Here is a 17,163-nt window from a genome sequence, read left to right as displayed (position 1 = left end):
GAGGTGAGTCAGGACTTCAGTCGGGAAAAGCGTCTGCTTACACCCCGGCATTTCAAGGCAGTCTTTGACTCCCCTACCGGCAAGGTTCCGGGGAAAAATCTCCTGCTCCTTGCACGCGACAACGATCTCGATCACCCCCGTCTCGGGCTGGTTATCGGGAAAAAGAGCGTCAAGCTCTCCGTTGAGCGCAATCGCCTCAAACGTTTGATGCGCGAGTCGTTCCGTCTGCACCAGGATTCACTGGTCGGCTGGGACATCGTTATCGTCGCGCGCAAAGGTCTGGGCGATGTAGAAAACCCCGAATTGATTCAGCATTTCGGCAAACTCTGGAAGCGTCTGGCTCGTAACAAGCCGGTTCCGGCAGTCAAAACCGAAACTGTAGGGGTAGACAGTCCAGATGCGTAAACTGGCCCTCGTTCCGATCCAGTTTTATCGCTATGCCATTAGTCCTTTGATGGCCAGCCACTGTCGTTTCTACCCCAGTTGTTCCTGCTACGCGTATGAAGCCATTGAAAATCATGGCCTTCTGCGCGGTGGCTGGCTGACCTTTCGTCGTTTAGGTCGCTGTCATCCGTGGAATCCCGGTGGTTATGACCCGGTTCCGCCTATCCCTACCTCCCGTTCTTCTTCGATGGCCGAGTAATCATGGATATCAAACGCACGATCCTGATCGTCGCCCTGGCAATCGTGTCCTACGTTATGGTTCTTAAATGGAACCAGGACTATGGCCAGGCTGCCCTGCCGACTCAGAATGTTGCTTCCAGTACGACTACATCCGGTTTGCCGGACACCGCCACTGGCACCAATGCTGCCGCCAGTGACGATATTCCGCGTGCCGCCAGCGATACCAGCGCACCTGCCGAAACACCGGTAGCCGCCAGCAAGGATCTGATCCAGATCAAAACCGACGTGCTCGATCTCGCAATCGATCCACAAGGTGGCGACGTCGCTCAACTGACCTTGCCTCTGTATCCGCGTCGTCAGGATCGTCCTGATGTGCCGTTCCAGCTGTTCGATAACGGCGGCGAACGTGTTTATCTGGCGCAAAGCGGTCTGATCGGCACCAATGGCCCGGACGCAAATCCGGCCGGTCGTCCGGTCTACTCCTCGGAGAAGAAGACCTACCAACTGGCTGAGGGTCAGGATCAACTCGTCGTTGACCTGAAATTCAGCAAGGATGGCGTCAACTACATCAAGCGTTTCACGCTGAAACGCGGCCTGTATGACGTAGCCGTTTCCTACATTGTGGATAACCAGAGCGCTCAGCCCTGGAATGGCGCAATGTTCGCTCAGCTGAAACGCGACGCAAGCGCGGATCCTTCGTCCACAACAGCGACTGGCACTGCGACTTACCTGGGCGCTGCCCTGTGGACAAGTTCGGAGCCGTACAAGAAAGTGTCCATGAAGGACATGGACAAGGCCCAGCTCAAAGAAACCGTCACCGGTGGCTGGGTAGCCTGGCTGCAACACTACTTCGTGACTGCGTGGATCCCGGCCAAGGGCGAAAACAACATCGTCCAGACCCGCAAAGACAGCAAAGGCAACTACATCATCGGTTACACCGGTCCTACGTTGACCGCTGCACCAGGTGCCAAGGTTGAAACCAGCGCTGTGCTGTACGCCGGTCCGAAAAGCCAGGCCGTGTTGAAAGAGTTGTCCCCTGGTCTGGAACTGACCGTCGACTACGGCATTCTGTGGTTCATTGCCCAGCCAATCTTCTGGCTGCTGCAACACATCCACGCCATTGTCGGTAACTGGGGCTGGTCGATCATCTTCCTGACCATGCTGATCAAAGGGATCTTCTTCCCGTTGTCGGCTGCCAGCTACAAATCGATGGCGCGTATGCGTGCCGTTGCGCCGAAACTGGCTGCGCTGAAAGAGCAACATGGCGACGACCGGCAGAAAATGTCGCAAGCCATGATGGAGCTGTACAAGAAAGAGAAGATCAATCCGCTGGGCGGCTGCTTGCCAATCCTCGTGCAGATGCCGGTTTTCCTTTCGCTGTACTGGGTTCTGCTGGAAAGCGTGGAGATGCGTCAAGCGCCGTTCATGCTGTGGATCACCGACCTGTCGATCAAGGATCCGTTCTTCATTCTGCCGATCATCATGGGCGCGACCATGTTCATCCAGCAGCAGCTGAACCCTACACCTCCGGATCCGATGCAGGCGAAGGTGATGAAAATGATGCCAATCATCTTCACGTTCTTCTTCCTGTGGTTCCCTGCTGGTCTGGTGCTGTACTGGGTTGTGAACAACTGCCTGTCGATTGCACAACAGTGGTACATCACGCGTAAGATCGAAGCGGCGACGAAAAAAGCCGAGGCGTAACTTGCACTGTGGATAACACCACTCAAAACGCCCCCTAGTGGGGCGTTTTGCTATCTGCCACTTTTGTCTGGATTCCGGTTTATGAGCACACCGCGTGAAACCATCGCCGCCGTCGCCACCGCACAAGGTCGCGGCGGTGTGGGCATCGTTCGTATTTCCGGGCCGTTGGCCAGGGTGGCGGCGAAAGCCATCAGCGGTCGCGAACTGAAACCACGTTTTGCCCATTACGGGCCGTTTTTCAGTGATGATCAGCAGGTGCTGGACGAAGGTCTGGCACTGTATTTCCCGGGGCCGAACTCATTTACCGGCGAAGACGTGCTGGAACTGCAGGGACACGGCGGCCCGATCGTTCTCGACATGCTGCTCAAGCGTTGTCTTGAACTGGGTTGCCGCTTGGCGCGTCCAGGGGAATTCAGTGAGCGCGCGTTTCTCAACGACAAGCTCGATCTGGCCCAGGCCGAGGCGATTGCCGATCTGATCGAAGCCAGTTCTGCTCAAGCCGCACGTAATGCCCTGCGTTCACTGCAGGGAGCGTTTTCTCAGCGTGTGCATAACTTGACTGAGCAACTGATCGGCCTGCGCATCTATGTCGAGGCCGCTATCGATTTTCCGGAAGAGGAAATCGACTTTCTCGCCGACGGCCATGTGTTGAGCATGCTCGACAAAGTGCGCAACGATCTATCCACAGTACTGCGCGAGGCCGGACAAGGTGCACTGTTGCGTGATGGCATGACAGTCGTGATCGCCGGTCGACCCAATGCCGGCAAATCCAGCCTGTTGAATGCACTGGCCGGTCGGGAAGCCGCCATCGTCACCGAGATCGCTGGCACCACCCGGGATATCCTGCGCGAACATATCCACATTGATGGCATGCCGCTGCACGTTGTCGACACTGCCGGTCTGCGTGATACCGATGATCATGTGGAAAAAATCGGCGTCGAGCGGGCATTGAAGGCGATCGGTGAGGCTGATCGCGTGCTGTTGGTGGTTGATGCGACCGCACCGGAAGCGCTGGACCCTTTTGCCCTGTGGCCAGAGTTCCTCGAAACCCGTCCGGATCCGGCGAAAGTTACCCTGATCCGCAACAAAGCCGATCTGACCGGCGAAGCAATTGCTCTGGAAACCAGTGAAGACGGCCATGTGACCATCAGTCTGAGTGCCAAATCCGCTGGCGAAGGCCTGGATTTGCTGCGTGACCATCTCAAAGCCTGCATGGGTTACGAGCAAACGTCGGAAAGCAGCTTCAGTGCACGACGTCGACACCTCGAGGCATTGCGCCATGCCAGCGCAGCACTGGAACACGGCCGCGCCCAGCTGACCTTGGCGGGTGCCGGTGAATTGCTCGCCGAGGATTTGCGCCAGGCCCAGCATGCGTTGGGTGAAATCACCGGGGCGTTCAGCTCCGATGACTTGTTGGGACGGATCTTTTCCAGCTTCTGCATTGGTAAATAAAAAAGGGCCTGTGGACAATTTATCCACAGGCCTTTTTCGTTTTACCAGTTGTAAGACACTGTACCGAGCATGGTGCGGTCTTCGCCCCAATAGCAGCGCCCGGCATCGTTGCAGCCCGATACATAGTCCTTGGCGAAAAGATTTTTCGCGTTGAGGTCCACGCTCCAGTGGCTGTCGATCTGGTAACCGATCGCTGCATCGACCAGCGTGACATCGCCGGCATCCAGCTTGCCGTAGAGAGACGGCGAGGTGTAGGCGAACGCACTGTCGAAGTAACGCACGCCGCCCGCCACGTACAGGCCTTTGAGATCGCCGTCAAGGAAGCGGTATTTGGCCCAGACCGACGCCTGATTGCGCGGCACGCCTGTCATCTGATGACCTTTGACCAGTGAGGTTGCTGCATCTTTGGTGATGCGCGCATCGGTGTAGGTGTAAGCAGCCGTAACATTGAGGTTTTGGGTCAGATTGCTGTTGAGCTCCAACTCGACACCTTTGGAACGGCTTTCGCCCACCTGGCGATAGCCCGACGTCGTCGAGTCGAAGTAGGTGTCGTCTTTTTTGCGCAGGTCATACACCGACGCGGTGAATGCGGTATCCCAGCCGATCGGCTCGTACTTCAGGCCCACTTCGTATTGGCTGCTGGTGATCGGATCGAGCGGTGTGCCGGCGTTGGAAATCTGCTGTACCGGCACGAACGAGGTGGAATAGCTGACATACGGCGTAATGCCGTTGTCGAACTGATACATCACCCCGCCCTGATAGGTGAACTTCTTGTCCTCGGAACTGGTGTTGCTGCCTGTGGCCACCTTGTCGCGGAAATCACTGTCGACCCAGTCCTGCCGGCCACCGAGCAAAAACAGCCAACGGTCGTATTTGCTCTGGATCTGTGCATAAACGCCTTTCATCTGTTGCTCGAGCAAGGTGTTTTGCACCGCAATCGGCGTGGTCGGGTCGCGCAGATAAACCGGGTTATACACATCGATCGGCCCGACGATGCCGGCGTTCCAGTCCTGATTGAACGAGGTACGGTCGTAGCTGGCGCCGAACAGCACGGTGTTCTCCAGCCCCCCGACCTGGAATTTGCCTTCCAACTGGTTATCCAGCGAATAGACCATCGACTTGTTGAAGCGATCGTATGCGGTCATGTTCAATCGCGTGCCGTACCCGCCATTGTTCAGGTTGCCTGGCCAGGTTTCATGCCGGGTAATACGCGACTGCATATAGCGCGAGTTCTGGCGGAACTGCCAGTCATCGTTGAAGGAATGGCTGAACTCGTAACCGGTACTCCAGGTTTCCCGTTCGAAGGTATTCCAGTCCGGATCGCCGAGCATCGTGTCTTTGGGTAACCGGCCGTTGGGGTTGCTCAGCAATGTCCCGGCCGCCGGCAGGCCGAGTTCCATGTTGGTGTGATCCTTCTGGTAGTTGGCCAGCAGCGTGAGCGTATTGAAGTCGTCGAAATTCAGGGTCAGCGAGGGGGCGATGTAAATTCGGTCATCCGGGACATGATCGGTCTGGGTGTCGGATTTGCGCCCAAGCATCACCACGCGCCCGAGCATGTTGCCGCTGTCGTTGAGCGGCCCCGACACGTCGACGCCGATCTGCCGGCGATTGTTCGAGCCATAGCCCAGTTGGACTTCGCCCTGAGGCACAGCGGTTGGACGTTTACTGACCAGATTGACCAGACCACCGGGGGCGTTTTCTCCATACAACAGCGACGACGGACCGCGGAACACTTCGACCCGCTCCAGACCGTAGGGCTCAGTGCTGGTGTCATAGCGATTGCCCTGTACGCGCAGTCCATCGCGCAGCAGACCGTAGCCGTAATCGGTGGCGTTGAAGCCACGAATGAAAAACAGGTCTCCCGCCAGACTGTCGCCTGCCGCAAACGGCGGGGCAAAGATTCCGGGTACGTAGCCAAGCACTTCAGTGAGTGTCTGAGATTTCTGATCTTTCATGCGCTGGGCGGTGACGACAGACACAGAGCGCGGCGTTTCCGACAGCGGCGTACTGGTTTTCGTACCGATCCGGCTGTTCTGCGCCTTGTAGCCGACGTCAGCGGCGTAATCCAGGTCCATCGGGTTGGCCAACTGAGCGTTGATGTTGGTCGGGGCCAATTCCAGCGAATCAGCATTTGGCAGCGCTTGCAGAATGTAGCTGTCCGGTGCCTGCGGCACGGCTTGCAACCCGGAGCCTTGCAGCAGTTGGGCGAAACCCTGTTCGACGCTGAAATTGCCGTTCAGCCCGGTACTGGACAAGCGCAACGTCTGTTGCGGCGAGAACGAGAGGATCACATTCGCGTCGGAGGCGAACTGGCTCAGTGCCTGATCCAATGGGCCAGCAGCAATGGCATAGCGCTGAGTGCTGCTCGCCGCGGATGCGCCAACGGGCATCACCAGACAAGACGCGGCACTGGTCATCAATAGGCTGTAAGCAAGACAGTGGTAGGAGAAGCGCTGACGATACGTAGGAAGACGCATGTGTGGATAAGCCCTGAAGGTGGCAACGAGCCGCGTTAATCGCGATTACCTGTAGGGCCGGTTCAGGGCAAAAAAAGATAACCCCGGTGTCGATTTATTTTTTCCAAGGTCTGGTGTCGATCAAGCGCGGTGGCTGAGCGAGACCCAGTAACGAGTGAAGTAACGCACGTTGATCGGCAACGAAGCCTGTAGATTGGCCAACACGGCATCGGTGGAATCAAGCCGAAATGTACCGGACACGCGCAGATCCCTGGCACGAGCGTCGCAATGCAGAACACCGCGACGATAGCGTTGCAGCTCATCGATCACATCGCCCAACCGCGCATCGAGGACGATGAACTGGCCGTTGCTCCACGCCACTTGCGATGAGGCAAATGGCTGAATGAGTCCGATATGCTGACGATCGAAATCGGCACCTTCGCCTGCCTGCAAGATTCTTGCGGCCGCTGAGACATCAGCGGGCTGAACGCTGACCCGATCTTCGAGCACACCCACTCGGGTTGCGCCCGGTAACTGGTGAACCGAAAAACGCGTGCCCAGCGCTTGTATCCGACCATCCTGGGTTTCGACAAAAAACGGTCGTTGATCGCCAAGCTTGCCGGTTTGGATCAGGATCTCGCCCGCGCGCAGGCGAATCAGCCGCTGCGTCGCGTCGAAAGACACATCAATCGCGGTGTCGGTATTGAGCTGAATCTGGCTGCCGTCGGCCAATGTCAGGTTGCGACGCTGACCGAACTCGGTTTTATAGTCGGCCCAGACATTCCCCAAGGGAGTGTGTTGCTGAACATTCCAGCCAACGAACCCGGTCCCCGCAGCGAGCAGCAATAACTTCACCACCTGGCGTCGTTGCTGTCCGGTATTCAGGGCGCGACGTTTCAAGTCCTGCGGCAGGGTGCCGAGGTGGCGCTGCAGTTGTTCCACTTGGTTCCATGCCGCCAGATGCGCAGGATCGCTATCTATCCACAGCTGCCAGGCGTTCCTTTCGGCAAGCGTTGGCGGCTCTGCCTGAAACTGCACGTACCAGCTGGCGGCTGCTTCGAAAACCTGGCGGTCGGGTGCGATGGCCATCAATGCTGCGCCATGATCAGGGCACATTCCGTCAGGGCGCGAATCATGTGCTTTTTCACCGTGGTCAGCGAAACCTGCAGTTGCACGGCAATCTGTTGATAAGTCAGGCCTTCAATCTGGGAAAGCATGAAGATCCGCTGCGTTCGCGCACCGAGGCCTGCCAAGGCTTTATCCACAGCCATCAGGGTTTCGATGATCAACGCTCGGTCTTCTTCACTGATTGCGCTGGCCTCAGGTCTGGTTGCCAGAGCCTGCAGATAGGCAGTCTCGATGGCGCTTCTTCTATATCGGTCAATCACCAGGCCGCGCGCGATGGTGGCCAGATACTCCCTCGGCTCGCGGATATGCGCCGCATTGCGGGCTGCCAGAATCCGCACAAACGTGTCATGCGCGACGTCCGCCGCATCGCCGGCGTCGTTTAATCTGCCCTTGAGCCAGCCGTAGAGCCACGAATGGTGTTGCTCGTAGATTTGCTCGATCGCAGTGGTATGGGCGAGTAGGGACATGGGTGAAATTGGCGTGTTAATGATAATGCCTATTATTAGCCCCTGTTACGCTCTCTCACAATAGCCCTTTCATTTCCTCTCCAATGCTTGCATGGGCGTCACCGCTATCTTGGTGGCGCCTTTTTTTTGCGTTCTGTATGCATCGTTTGGACGTTTTCTGTGGATTAAGCCCTGTGAATAACTACCCCTGAGATCGGTTGATAACAGGGCTTCAAAACTGGATATAAACCCCTCTGTGGATAACACCCCCTTTCATCCACAGGCTTACGAGGCTTATCCAATGCCCTCATTGGCACATGAGCACAGGGTTTTAAATCTCTGTACAGCACGTAAATGGTGGCCTGTAGCGATCTATCCACAGAAATCATGGTCAGTAAAAATAAACATAAAAACAAAGGTTTTATAAATTTCTCTCTTTTTTATTCTTTTAACCGCGAGTTCTCCACAGCTGGTTAAATTTTGTGCAAAGGGTTCTTTAGAAAGGGCGAAGTCCCTATACTTGCCGACCAGGTCCATAAACCTGAGCTCAAACTATTTCCTGAATGACCTATTAAGCAGGCACGAGGTGCGTGGTGGATTTCCCTTCCCGTTTTGAAGTGATCGTCATCGGCGGCGGTCATGCCGGTACCGAGGCAGCACTGGCGTCAGCACGTATGGGGGCAAAAACCCTGTTGCTGACGCATAACGTGGAAACCCTCGGTGCCATGAGTTGCAACCCGGCCATCGGTGGCATTGGCAAAAGCCATCTGGTCAAGGAAATCGATGCCCTCGGCGGCGCGATGGCCATGGCTACCGATTTGGGTGGTATCCAGTTTCGCGTGTTGAACAGCCGCAAAGGCCCGGCCGTACGGGCGACCCGTGCGCAGGCCGACCGAATTCTGTACAAAGCGGCTGTCCGCGAAATCCTGGAAAACCAACCGAACCTGTGGATATTTCAACAAGCGGCTGACGACCTGATCGTTGAGCAGGAGCAAGTCCGTGGCGTTGTTACCCAAATGGGTCTGCGTTTCTTCGCCGATTCCGTGGTGTTGACCACCGGTACGTTCCTCGGTGGACTTATCCACATCGGTTTGCAGAATTTTTCCGGCGGTCGTGCTGGCGATCCACCGTCAATCGCACTCGCGCACCGTCTGCGTGAACTGCCTCTGCGCGTCGGCCGCTTGAAAACCGGCACCCCGCCGCGTATTGACGGCAAGTCTGTGGATTTCTCGGTGATGACCGAGCAGCCAGGCGATACGCCGATCCCGGTGATGTCGTTCATGGGCAACAAGGAACAGCATCCACGACAGGTCAGTTGCTGGATCACCCACACCAATGCCCGCACCCACGAAATCATCGCGGCGAACCTCGATCGTTCGCCGATGTATTCCGCTGCTGGCGAAATCGAGGGCATCGGCCCGCGTTACTGCCCGTCGATCGAAGACAAGATCCACCGCTTTGCCGACAAGGAAAGCCATCAGGTGTTCATCGAGCCGGAAGGTTTGACCACCCATGAGCTGTACCCGAACGGGATATCCACAAGCTTGCCGTTCGATGTGCAATTGCAGATCGTGCAATCGATCCGCGGCATGGAAAACGCGCACATCGTGCGTCCGGGTTATGCGATCGAATACGACTACTTCGATCCTCGCGACCTGAAGTACAGTCTGGAAACCAAGGTGATTGGCGGTCTGTTCTTTGCCGGTCAGATCAACGGCACTACCGGTTACGAAGAAGCCGGTGCACAAGGTTTGCTCGCTGGCGCCAACGCTGCGCTGCGCGCCAAAGGCAAAGAAGCCTGGTGCCCGCGTCGCGATGAAGCGTACATCGGCGTGTTGGTCGATGACCTGATCACCCTCGGTACCCAAGAGCCGTACCGCATGTTCACTTCCCGCGCCGAGTACCGCCTGATCCTGCGCGAGGACAACGCCGACCTGCGTCTGACCGAAAAAGGCCGGGAGCTGGGTCTGGTCGATGACACGCGTTGGGCGGCGTTCTGCAAGAAGCGCGAAAGCATCGATCTGGAAGAACAGCGCCTGAAAAGCACCTGGGTGCGACCCAATACGCAACAGGGCGATGCAATTGCCGAGAAATTCGGCACGCCACTGACCCACGAATACAACTTGCTCAACCTCCTGAGCCGACCGGAAATCGATTACGCGGGTCTGGTCGAGGTAACCGGCAACGGCGCTGAAGACCTGCAGGTTGCCGAGCAGGTCGAAATCAAGACCAAGTACGCCGGTTACATTGATCGTCAGCAGGATGAAATCGCCCGTTTGCGCGCCAGCGAAGACACCAAACTGCCTGTGGATATCGATTACACCAATATTTCCGGTCTCTCCAAGGAGATCCAGAGCAAGCTGGGCGCGACTCGCCCCGAGACGCTCGGCCAGGCTTCGCGGATCCCGGGTGTGACCCCGGCAGCCATTTCGCTGTTGATGATTCATTTGAAAAAACGCGGCGCGGGCCGTCAGTTGGAGCAAAGCGCTTGAGTTCTAAGGTCACTTCGCAGCACGCCGAAGAGTTATCCACAGGAGCCCGCGCGCTCGGTGTCGCGCTCACGCAAGCCCAGCATGAGTTGCTGCTGGGTTATCTGGCCCTGTTGATCAAATGGAACCAGGCCTACAACCTCACCGCTGTGCGCGATCCGGATGAAATGGTCTCGCGTCACTTGCTCGATAGTCTGAGCGTGATGTCGTTCATCGAAAACGGCCGCTGGCTCGACGTCGGCAGTGGCGGCGGCATGCCGGGGATTCCGTTGGCGATCCTGTTTCCGGATTCGCAGGTGACCTGCCTGGACAGCAACGGCAAGAAAACCCGCTTCCTGACACAGGTCAAACTCGAACTCAAACTGGATAACCTGCAAGTTATCCACAGTCGTGTAGAGGCGTTCCAGCCTGCGCAGCCATTTAACGGGATCATTTCCCGGGCGTTCAGCAGCATGGAGAATTTCAGTAACTGGACTCGTCACCTGGGCGATGCCAATACACGGTGGCTGGCAATGAAGGGCGTTCATCCGGCCGATGAGCTGGTAGCATTGCCGGCAGACTTCAAACTCGATAGCGAACACGCCCTGGCCGTACCCGGTTGCCAAGGCCAACGCCATCTGCTGATACTGCGCCGCACGGCATGATTGGGAACACAAGCAAGAATGGCTAAGGTATTCGCGATAGCGAACCAGAAGGGTGGTGTGGGCAAGACCACCACCTGTATCAACCTCGCAGCATCGCTGGTCGCGACCAAGCGCCGGGTGCTGCTGATCGATCTCGATCCACAGGGCAACGCCACCATGGGTAGCGGTGTGGATAAACACGGCCTGGAAAATTCGGTCTACGACCTGCTGATCGGTGAATGCGATCTGAGCCAGGCCATGCATTTTTCCGAGCATGGCGGTTATCAACTGCTGCCGGCCAACCGCGATCTGACGGCTGCCGAAGTGGTGCTGCTCGAAATGCAGATGAAGGAAAGCCGTCTGCGTAGCGCGCTGGCGCCGATCCGCGACAACTACGATTACATTTTGATCGACTGCCCGCCGTCGCTGTCGATGCTCACGCTGAACGCGCTGGTCGCCTCCGACGGGGTAATTATCCCCATGCAGTGCGAGTATTTCGCGCTCGAAGGCTTGAGCGACCTTGTGGATAACATCAAGCGCATCGCTGAACTGCTGAATCCGAACCTGAAAGTCGAAGGTCTGTTGCGGACCATGTACGACCCGCGCCTGAGCCTGATGAACGATGTGTCGGCGCAGCTCAAGGAACACTTCGGCGAGCAGCTTTACGACACGGTGATTCCGCGCAACATCCGTCTGGCCGAAGCGCCAAGCTACGGCATGCCTGCACTGGCCTACGACAAGCAGTCGCGCGGCGCGCTGGCCTATCTGGCCCTCGCGGGCGAGATGGTACGCCGTCAGCGCAAAAATTCACGCATCGCCGCTGCCCAGCCAACTTAAGGAATCCCCATGGCCGTCAAGAAACGAGGTCTCGGACGTGGACTGGATGCACTGCTGAGCGGTCCGACAGTCAGCGCCCTGGAAGAACAGGCCGCGCAGGCTGATACCCGGGAATTGCAGCATCTGCCGCTGGACCTGCTTCAGCGCGGCAAATACCAGCCGCGCCGGGACATGGATCCGCAGGCGCTGGAAGAACTGGCGTCTTCGATCAAAGCCCAAGGCGTGATGCAACCGATCGTGGTGCGTCCGATTGGTGGTGGCCGCTTCGAAATCATCGCCGGTGAGCGTCGCTGGCGCGCCAGTCAACAGGCTGGCCAGGAAACCATCCCGGCCATGGTCCGCGATGTGCCTGATGAAACCGCAATCGCCATCGCGCTGATCGAGAACATCCAGCGCGAAGACTTGAGTCCGATCGAAGAGGCCGTGGCCTTGCAACGGCTGCAGCAGGAATTTCAGCTGACCCAGCAGCAGGTGGCCGAGGCTGTGGGTAAGTCTCGCGTGACTGTGGCTAACCTGTTGCGACTTATTGCATTGCCTGAAGTCATCAAGACCATGCTGTCTCATGGCGATCTGGAAATGGGTCATGCCCGTGCATTACTCGGTCTGCCGGACAATCAGCAGGTCGAAGGGGCGCGACATGTTGTCGCACGAGGGCTGACCGTGCGCCAAACTGAGGCACTGGTTCGCCAGTGGTTGAGTGGCAAACCCGAGCCTGTCGAAGCCGCCAAACCCGATCCGGACATCGCTCGCCTCGAACAGCGGCTGGCCGAGCGCCTAGGCTCTGCGGTGCAGATTCGCCACGGGAAGAAGGGCAAGGGCCAATTGGTGATTGGTTACAACTCGCTCGATGAGCTTCAAGGTGTGCTCGCACACATCCGCTGAAACATTTCCTCATGTAGCGCGCAGTCGGAAATCACTACCTGACAGTTGAATAGGGGCAGAACCGCCCCTATACTCTGCGCGCATTTTGTCGGCACAAATTATGCCAAGTTAGTGAATTCTGGCAGCCGACCATTGGAGAGCAAACGTGATGGAAACCCGCAAGCCAAACCGCCTGCCGTTCCATCGCCTGGCGGTTTTTCCGGTGCTGATGGCTCAATTTGTCGTTTTGCTGATTGCCGCGTTGGCGCTCTGGCAATGGCATGGAGTCGTTGCCGGATACTCGGGACTTTGCGGAGGCCTGATAGCCTTGCTGCCCAATGTTTATTTCGCTCACAGGGCATTTCGGTTTTCCGGCGCCCGAGCAGCCCAGTCCATCGTCCGGTCTTTTTATGCCGGCGAGGCAGGCAAACTGATTTTGACGGCAGTGCTGTTTGCACTGGTGTTCGCAGGTGTGAAGCCACTGGCGCCGATCGCAGTATTCGGCGTGTTCGTGCTGACGCAGTCGGTCAGCTGGTTCGCTCCCCTGCTGATGAGAACAAGACTTTCGAGACCTTAGGGCGTTTGAGGCAACCATGGCAGAAACAACCGCTTCGGGCTATATCCAGCACCACTTGCAGAACCTGACCTTCGGTCAGCTACCCAACGGCGGCTGGGGCTTTGCCCACACCGCAGCAGAGGCCAAGGAAATGGGCTTCTGGGCTTTCCACGTCGATACCCTCGGCTGGTCGGTCGCGCTGGGTCTGATCTTCGTTCTTCTTTTCCGCATGGCGGCGAAGAAGGCAACGTCGGGTCAGCCGGGTGCTTTGCAGAACTTCGTTGAAGTATTGGTCGAATTCGTCGATGGCAGCGTGAAAGACAGCTTCCATGGTCGTAGCCCGGTGATCGCACCGCTGGCACTGACCATCTTCGTCTGGGTGTTCCTGATGAACGCCGTCGACCTTGTACCGGTCGACTGGATTCCTCAACTGGCCATCCTGATCTCCGGTGATGCGCACATCCCGTTCCGCGCCGTGTCGACTACCGACCCGAACGCGACCCTGGGCATGGCGTTCTCGGTGTTCGCGCTGATCATTTTCTACAGCATCAAGGTCAAGGGCATCGGCGGCTTCATCGGCGAACTGACCCTGCACCCGTTCGGCAGCAAGAACATCTTCGTTCAGGCCCTGCTGATCCCGGTGAACTTCCTGCTGGAATTCGTGACCCTGATTGCCAAGCCGATCTCTCTGGCTCTGCGTCTGTTCGGCAACATGTATGCCGGCGAGCTGGTGTTCATTCTGATCGCTGTGATGTTCGGCAGCGGCCTGCTCTGGCTGAGCGGCCTGGGCGTTGTTCTGCAGTGGGCGTGGGCTGTGTTCCACATCCTGATCATCACGCTGCAGGCGTTCATCTTCATGATGCTGACCATCGTCTACCTGTCGATGGCGCACGAAGAAAACCATTAAGGCCAGTCTCGACTAGTCTGATGTCCCTCCCGGTCAAATGGGAGGGGGCTCTTCACAGGGCACCTGAAACGATTTGTTTTACCGCTTTAATCTAAAAAACCTAAACCATACGACGTAAAAGTCGGGAGGAAAGATGGAAACTGTAGTTGGTCTAACCGCTATCGCTGTTGCACTGTTGATCGGCCTGGGCGCACTGGGTACCGCAATTGGTTTCGGCCTGTTGGGCGGCAAGTTCCTGGAAGGCGCAGCGCGTCAGCCAGAAATGGTTCCAATGCTGCAAGTTAAAATGTTCATCGTTGCCGGTCTGCTCGACGCCGTAACCATGATCGGTGTTGGTATCGCTCTGTTCTTCACCTTTGCGAACCCGTTCGTTGGTCAGATCGCTGGCTGATTACCCGGATTCTTCCGAGTAATCTGGTGTGATGGACAACGTAACTGCGAGGTGTTGGCGTGAACATTAATGCGACCCTGATTGGCCAGTCCGTTGCGTTCCTGATTTTTGTACTGTTCTGCATGAAGTATGTATGGCCGCCGGTCATCGCTGCTCTGCACGAACGTCAAAAGAAGATCGCTGATGGTCTGGACGCTGCCAGCCGTGCAGCTCGCGACCTGGAGTTGGCCCAAGAAAAAGCGGGTCAGCAACTGCGCGAAGCGAAAGCTCAGGCAGCTGAAATCATCGAGCAAGCCAAGAAACGCGGTAACCAGATCGTCGAAGAGGCTGTTGAAAAAGCCCGTATCGACGCTGACCGTGTGAAGGTTCAGGCTCAAGCCGAGATCGAACAGGAACTGAACAGCGTCAAAGACAAGCTGCGTGCCCAAGTGGGCTTGCTGGCTGTTGGCGGCGCCGAGAAGATCCTGGGTGCCACAATCGATCAAAACGCGCACGCAGAGCTGGTTAACCAACTGGCTGCTGAAATCTAAGCGAGGGCGATCATGGCAGAACTGACCACGTTGGCCCGACCTTACGCTAAGGCGGCCTTCGAGCACGCTCAGGCCCACCAGCAACTGGCCAATTGGTCAGCCATGCTCGGCCTGGCAGCAGCGGTGTCGCAAGACGACACCCTGCAGCGCGTGCTCAAGGCCCCGCGACTGACGAGCGCAGAAAAGGCCGCCACGTTCATTGACGTGTGCGGCGACAAGTTTGATGAAAAGGCACGCAACTTCATCAACGTCGTTGCCGAAAACGACCGTCTCCTGCTTCTGCCGGAGATCGCCGCTCTGTTCGACCTGTACAAGGCCGAACAAGAGAAATCGGTAGACGTTGAAGTGACCAGTGCTTTCGCATTGAACCAAGAACAGCAAGACAAACTCGCCAAGGTTCTCAGTGCACGACTCAACCGGGAAGTGCGCCTGCAAGTTGCGGAGGACGCTGCCTTGATTGGTGGTGTCGTGATCCGCGCCGGCGACCTGGTTATCGATGGCTCGATTCGCGGCAAAATCGCGAAACTTGCCGAAGCATTGAAATCTTGAGTTTGAAGGGGCAGCAGAGCAATGCAGCAACTCAATCCTTCCGAAATAAGTGAAATTATCAAGGGCCGCATCGACAAGCTCGATGTGACCTCCCAAGCCCGTAACGAAGGCACTGTCGTCAGCGTATCTGACGGCATCGTGCGGATTCACGGTCTGGCCGACGTCATGTACGGCGAGATGATCGAGTTTCCGGGCGGCGTCTACGGTATGGCCCTCAACCTGGAGCAGGACTCCGTAGGTGCCGTGGTATTGGGCTCCTACCAGTCGCTGGCTGAAGGCATGAGCGCCAAGTGCACCGGCCGCATCCTCGAAGTTCCTGTTGGTAAGGAATTGCTGGGCCGCGTAGTCGATGCGCTGGGTAACCCTGTTGACGGCAAAGGTCCACTGGGCAACACCGAGACCGACGCGGTCGAGAAAGTTGCTCCAGGCGTGATCTGGCGTAAGTCGGTAGACCAGCCTGTACAGACTGGCTACAAGGCTGTCGATGCCATGATCCCGGTCGGCCGTGGCCAGCGTGAGCTGATCATCGGTGACCGTCAGATCGGTAAAACCGCTCTGGCGATCGACGCGATCATCAACCAGAAAGACAGCGGCATTTTCTGCGTCTACGTAGCGATCGGTCAGAAGCAATCGACCATCGCCAACGTGGTTCGCAAGCTGGAAGAAAACGGCGCCCTGGCCAACACGATCATCGTGGCTGCCAGTGCTTCGGAATCTCCTGCGCTGCAGTTCCTGGCACCGTACTCCGGTTGCACCATGGGTGAATTCTTCCGCGACCGCGGTGAAGACGCGCTGATCGTTTATGACGATCTGTCCAAGCAGGCAGTGGCTTACCGCCAGATCTCCCTGCTGCTGCGCCGTCCACCAGGCCGTGAAGCTTACCCAGGCGACGTGTTCTATCTCCACTCCCGTCTGCTGGAGCGCGCATCCCGCGTTTCGGAAGAATACGTAGAGAAGTTCACCAACGGCGCAGTGACCGGCAAAACCGGTTCCCTGACCGCACTGCCGATCATCGAAACCCAGGCTGGCGACGTTTCCGCGTTCGTTCCGACCAACGTGATTTCCATCACCGACGGTCAGATCTTCCTGGAATCGGCCATGTTCAACTCGGGCATCCGCCCTGCAGTGAACGCCGGTGTTTCGGTATCCCGTGTGGGTGGTGCCGCTCAGACCAAGATCATCAAGAAGCTCTCCGGTGGTATCCGTACCGCTCTGGCTCAGTACCGTGAACTGGCGGCATTCGCCCAGTTCGCTTCTGACCTGGACGAAGCGACCCGCAAGCAACTTGAGCATGGTCAGCGCGTTACCGAGCTGATGAAGCAGAAGCAATACGCACCAATGTCGATCGCTGACATGGCGCTGTCGCTGTATGCCGCTGAGCGTGGGTTCCTGACTGACATTGAAATCGCCAAGGTCGGCAGCTTCGAACAAGCGCTGATTGCTTTCTTCAACCGCGATCACGCCGATTTGATGGCGAAGATCAACGTTAAAGGTGACTTCAATGACGAAATCGACGCTGGCATGAAAGCCGGTATCGAGAAGTTCAAGGCCACCCAAACCTGGTAAGCCGCAGCGGGAGCCGCGAGGCTCCCGCTTGCTAACCTGATAGG

The 17,163-nt window shown here is 57.2% G+C and carries 17 protein-coding genes; 14 read left to right on the top strand and 3 right to left on the bottom strand.

The window, feature by feature from the left end:
* Positions 1–3 precede the first annotated feature (3 nt).
* From rnpA to mnmE, 4 genes are all read left to right on the top strand, one after another.
* A complete protein-coding gene (gene rnpA, locus BLU52_RS25045) occupies positions 4–405 on the top strand; it encodes a ribonuclease P protein component (protein ID WP_197677837.1) in 402 nt (133 codons plus the stop codon).
* Positions 398–643, top strand: a complete 246-nt coding sequence (yidD, locus tag BLU52_RS25040) for a membrane protein insertion efficiency factor YidD (protein WP_010465488.1) — start codon at positions 398–400, stop codon at positions 641–643. Before rnpA ends, yidD begins: the two co-directional genes overlap by 8 nt.
* 2 nt (positions 644–645) lie before the next feature.
* Positions 646–2,328, top strand: coding sequence for a membrane protein insertase YidC (gene yidC, locus BLU52_RS25035; protein ID WP_090287843.1), 1,683 nt, complete (start codon positions 646–648; stop codon positions 2,326–2,328).
* 81 nt (positions 2,329–2,409) lie between these two features.
* On the top strand, positions 2,410–3,780 hold the full coding sequence (mnmE, locus tag BLU52_RS25030; RefSeq protein ID WP_090287841.1) for a tRNA uridine-5-carboxymethylaminomethyl(34) synthesis GTPase MnmE: 1,371 nt from the start codon (positions 2,410–2,412) through the stop codon (positions 3,778–3,780).
* A 41-nt stretch (positions 3,781–3,821) separates the two neighbouring features.
* On the opposite strand, the gene BLU52_RS25025 is transcribed toward mnmE, so the two are convergent.
* The 3 genes from BLU52_RS25025 to BLU52_RS25015 form a co-directional block, all read right to left on the bottom strand.
* Positions 3,822–6,257 (bottom strand): TonB-dependent siderophore receptor, encoded by a 2,436-nt coding sequence (locus tag BLU52_RS25025; RefSeq protein ID WP_090287839.1) that lies wholly within the window; start codon positions 6,255–6,257, stop codon positions 3,822–3,824.
* A 120-nt stretch (positions 6,258–6,377) separates the two neighbouring features.
* On the bottom strand, positions 6,378–7,325 hold the full coding sequence (locus tag BLU52_RS25020; protein WP_090287836.1) for a FecR domain-containing protein: 948 nt from the start codon (positions 7,323–7,325) through the stop codon (positions 6,378–6,380).
* Positions 7,325–7,831 (bottom strand): sigma-70 family RNA polymerase sigma factor, encoded by a 507-nt coding sequence (locus BLU52_RS25015; RefSeq protein ID WP_090287834.1) that lies wholly within the window; start codon positions 7,829–7,831, stop codon positions 7,325–7,327. Before BLU52_RS25015 ends, BLU52_RS25020 begins: the two co-directional genes overlap by 1 nt.
* 572 nt (positions 7,832–8,403) lie before the next feature.
* Between BLU52_RS25015 and mnmG the strand changes: the two genes are divergently transcribed.
* The 10 genes from mnmG (at position 8,404) to atpA (ending at position 17,119) form a co-directional block, all read left to right on the top strand.
* Entirely contained in the window at positions 8,404–10,302 is a 1,899-nt protein-coding gene (mnmG, locus tag BLU52_RS25010; protein WP_090287832.1) for a tRNA uridine-5-carboxymethylaminomethyl(34) synthesis enzyme MnmG, read from the top strand.
* Positions 10,299–10,943, top strand: a complete 645-nt coding sequence (rsmG, locus tag BLU52_RS25005; protein WP_090287830.1) for a 16S rRNA (guanine(527)-N(7))-methyltransferase RsmG — start codon at positions 10,299–10,301, stop codon at positions 10,941–10,943. Before mnmG ends, rsmG begins: the two co-directional genes overlap by 4 nt.
* A gap of 18 nt (positions 10,944–10,961) precedes the next feature.
* Positions 10,962–11,759, top strand: coding sequence for a ParA family protein (locus BLU52_RS25000; protein ID WP_090287828.1), 798 nt, complete (start codon positions 10,962–10,964; stop codon positions 11,757–11,759).
* Positions 11,760–11,768: 9 nt separating this feature from the next.
* A complete protein-coding gene (locus BLU52_RS24995) occupies positions 11,769–12,641 on the top strand; it encodes a ParB/RepB/Spo0J family partition protein (RefSeq protein WP_090287826.1) in 873 nt (290 codons plus the stop codon).
* Between the two features lie 148 nt (positions 12,642–12,789).
* Positions 12,790–13,197 carry a F0F1 ATP synthase subunit I gene (locus BLU52_RS24990; protein WP_090287824.1) on the top strand — a complete coding sequence of 136 codons (408 nt, stop codon included), beginning with the start codon at positions 12,790–12,792 and terminating at the stop codon, positions 13,195–13,197.
* A gap of 16 nt (positions 13,198–13,213) precedes the next feature.
* The gene (gene atpB, locus BLU52_RS24985) at positions 13,214–14,083 is read left to right on the top strand and encodes a F0F1 ATP synthase subunit A (protein ID WP_016772402.1); all 870 of its coding nucleotides are present in this window, start codon (positions 13,214–13,216) and stop codon (positions 14,081–14,083) included.
* A 133-nt stretch (positions 14,084–14,216) separates the two neighbouring features.
* Positions 14,217–14,474, top strand: coding sequence for a F0F1 ATP synthase subunit C (gene atpE / locus BLU52_RS24980; protein WP_003097235.1), 258 nt, complete (start codon positions 14,217–14,219; stop codon positions 14,472–14,474).
* Positions 14,475–14,533: 59 nt separating this feature from the next.
* Positions 14,534–15,004 (top strand): F0F1 ATP synthase subunit B, encoded by a 471-nt coding sequence (locus BLU52_RS24975; protein WP_016772403.1) that lies wholly within the window; start codon positions 14,534–14,536, stop codon positions 15,002–15,004.
* Between the two features lie 12 nt (positions 15,005–15,016).
* Complete coding sequence (locus BLU52_RS24970) at positions 15,017–15,553, top strand: F0F1 ATP synthase subunit delta (protein ID WP_016772404.1); 537 nt, start codon at positions 15,017–15,019, stop codon at positions 15,551–15,553.
* A 21-nt stretch (positions 15,554–15,574) separates the two neighbouring features.
* Positions 15,575–17,119, top strand: a complete 1,545-nt coding sequence (gene atpA / locus BLU52_RS24965) for a F0F1 ATP synthase subunit alpha (RefSeq protein WP_016772405.1) — start codon at positions 15,575–15,577, stop codon at positions 17,117–17,119.
* Positions 17,120–17,163: the final 44 nt, after the last annotated feature.

The organism is Pseudomonas granadensis (assembly GCF_900105485.1).
Taxonomy (GTDB): Bacteria; Pseudomonadota; Gammaproteobacteria; order Pseudomonadales; family Pseudomonadaceae; genus Aquipseudomonas; species Aquipseudomonas granadensis.
The sequence above is the reverse complement of the archived record's forward strand: the minus strand, read 5'-3'. Positions and strand labels throughout refer to the sequence as shown.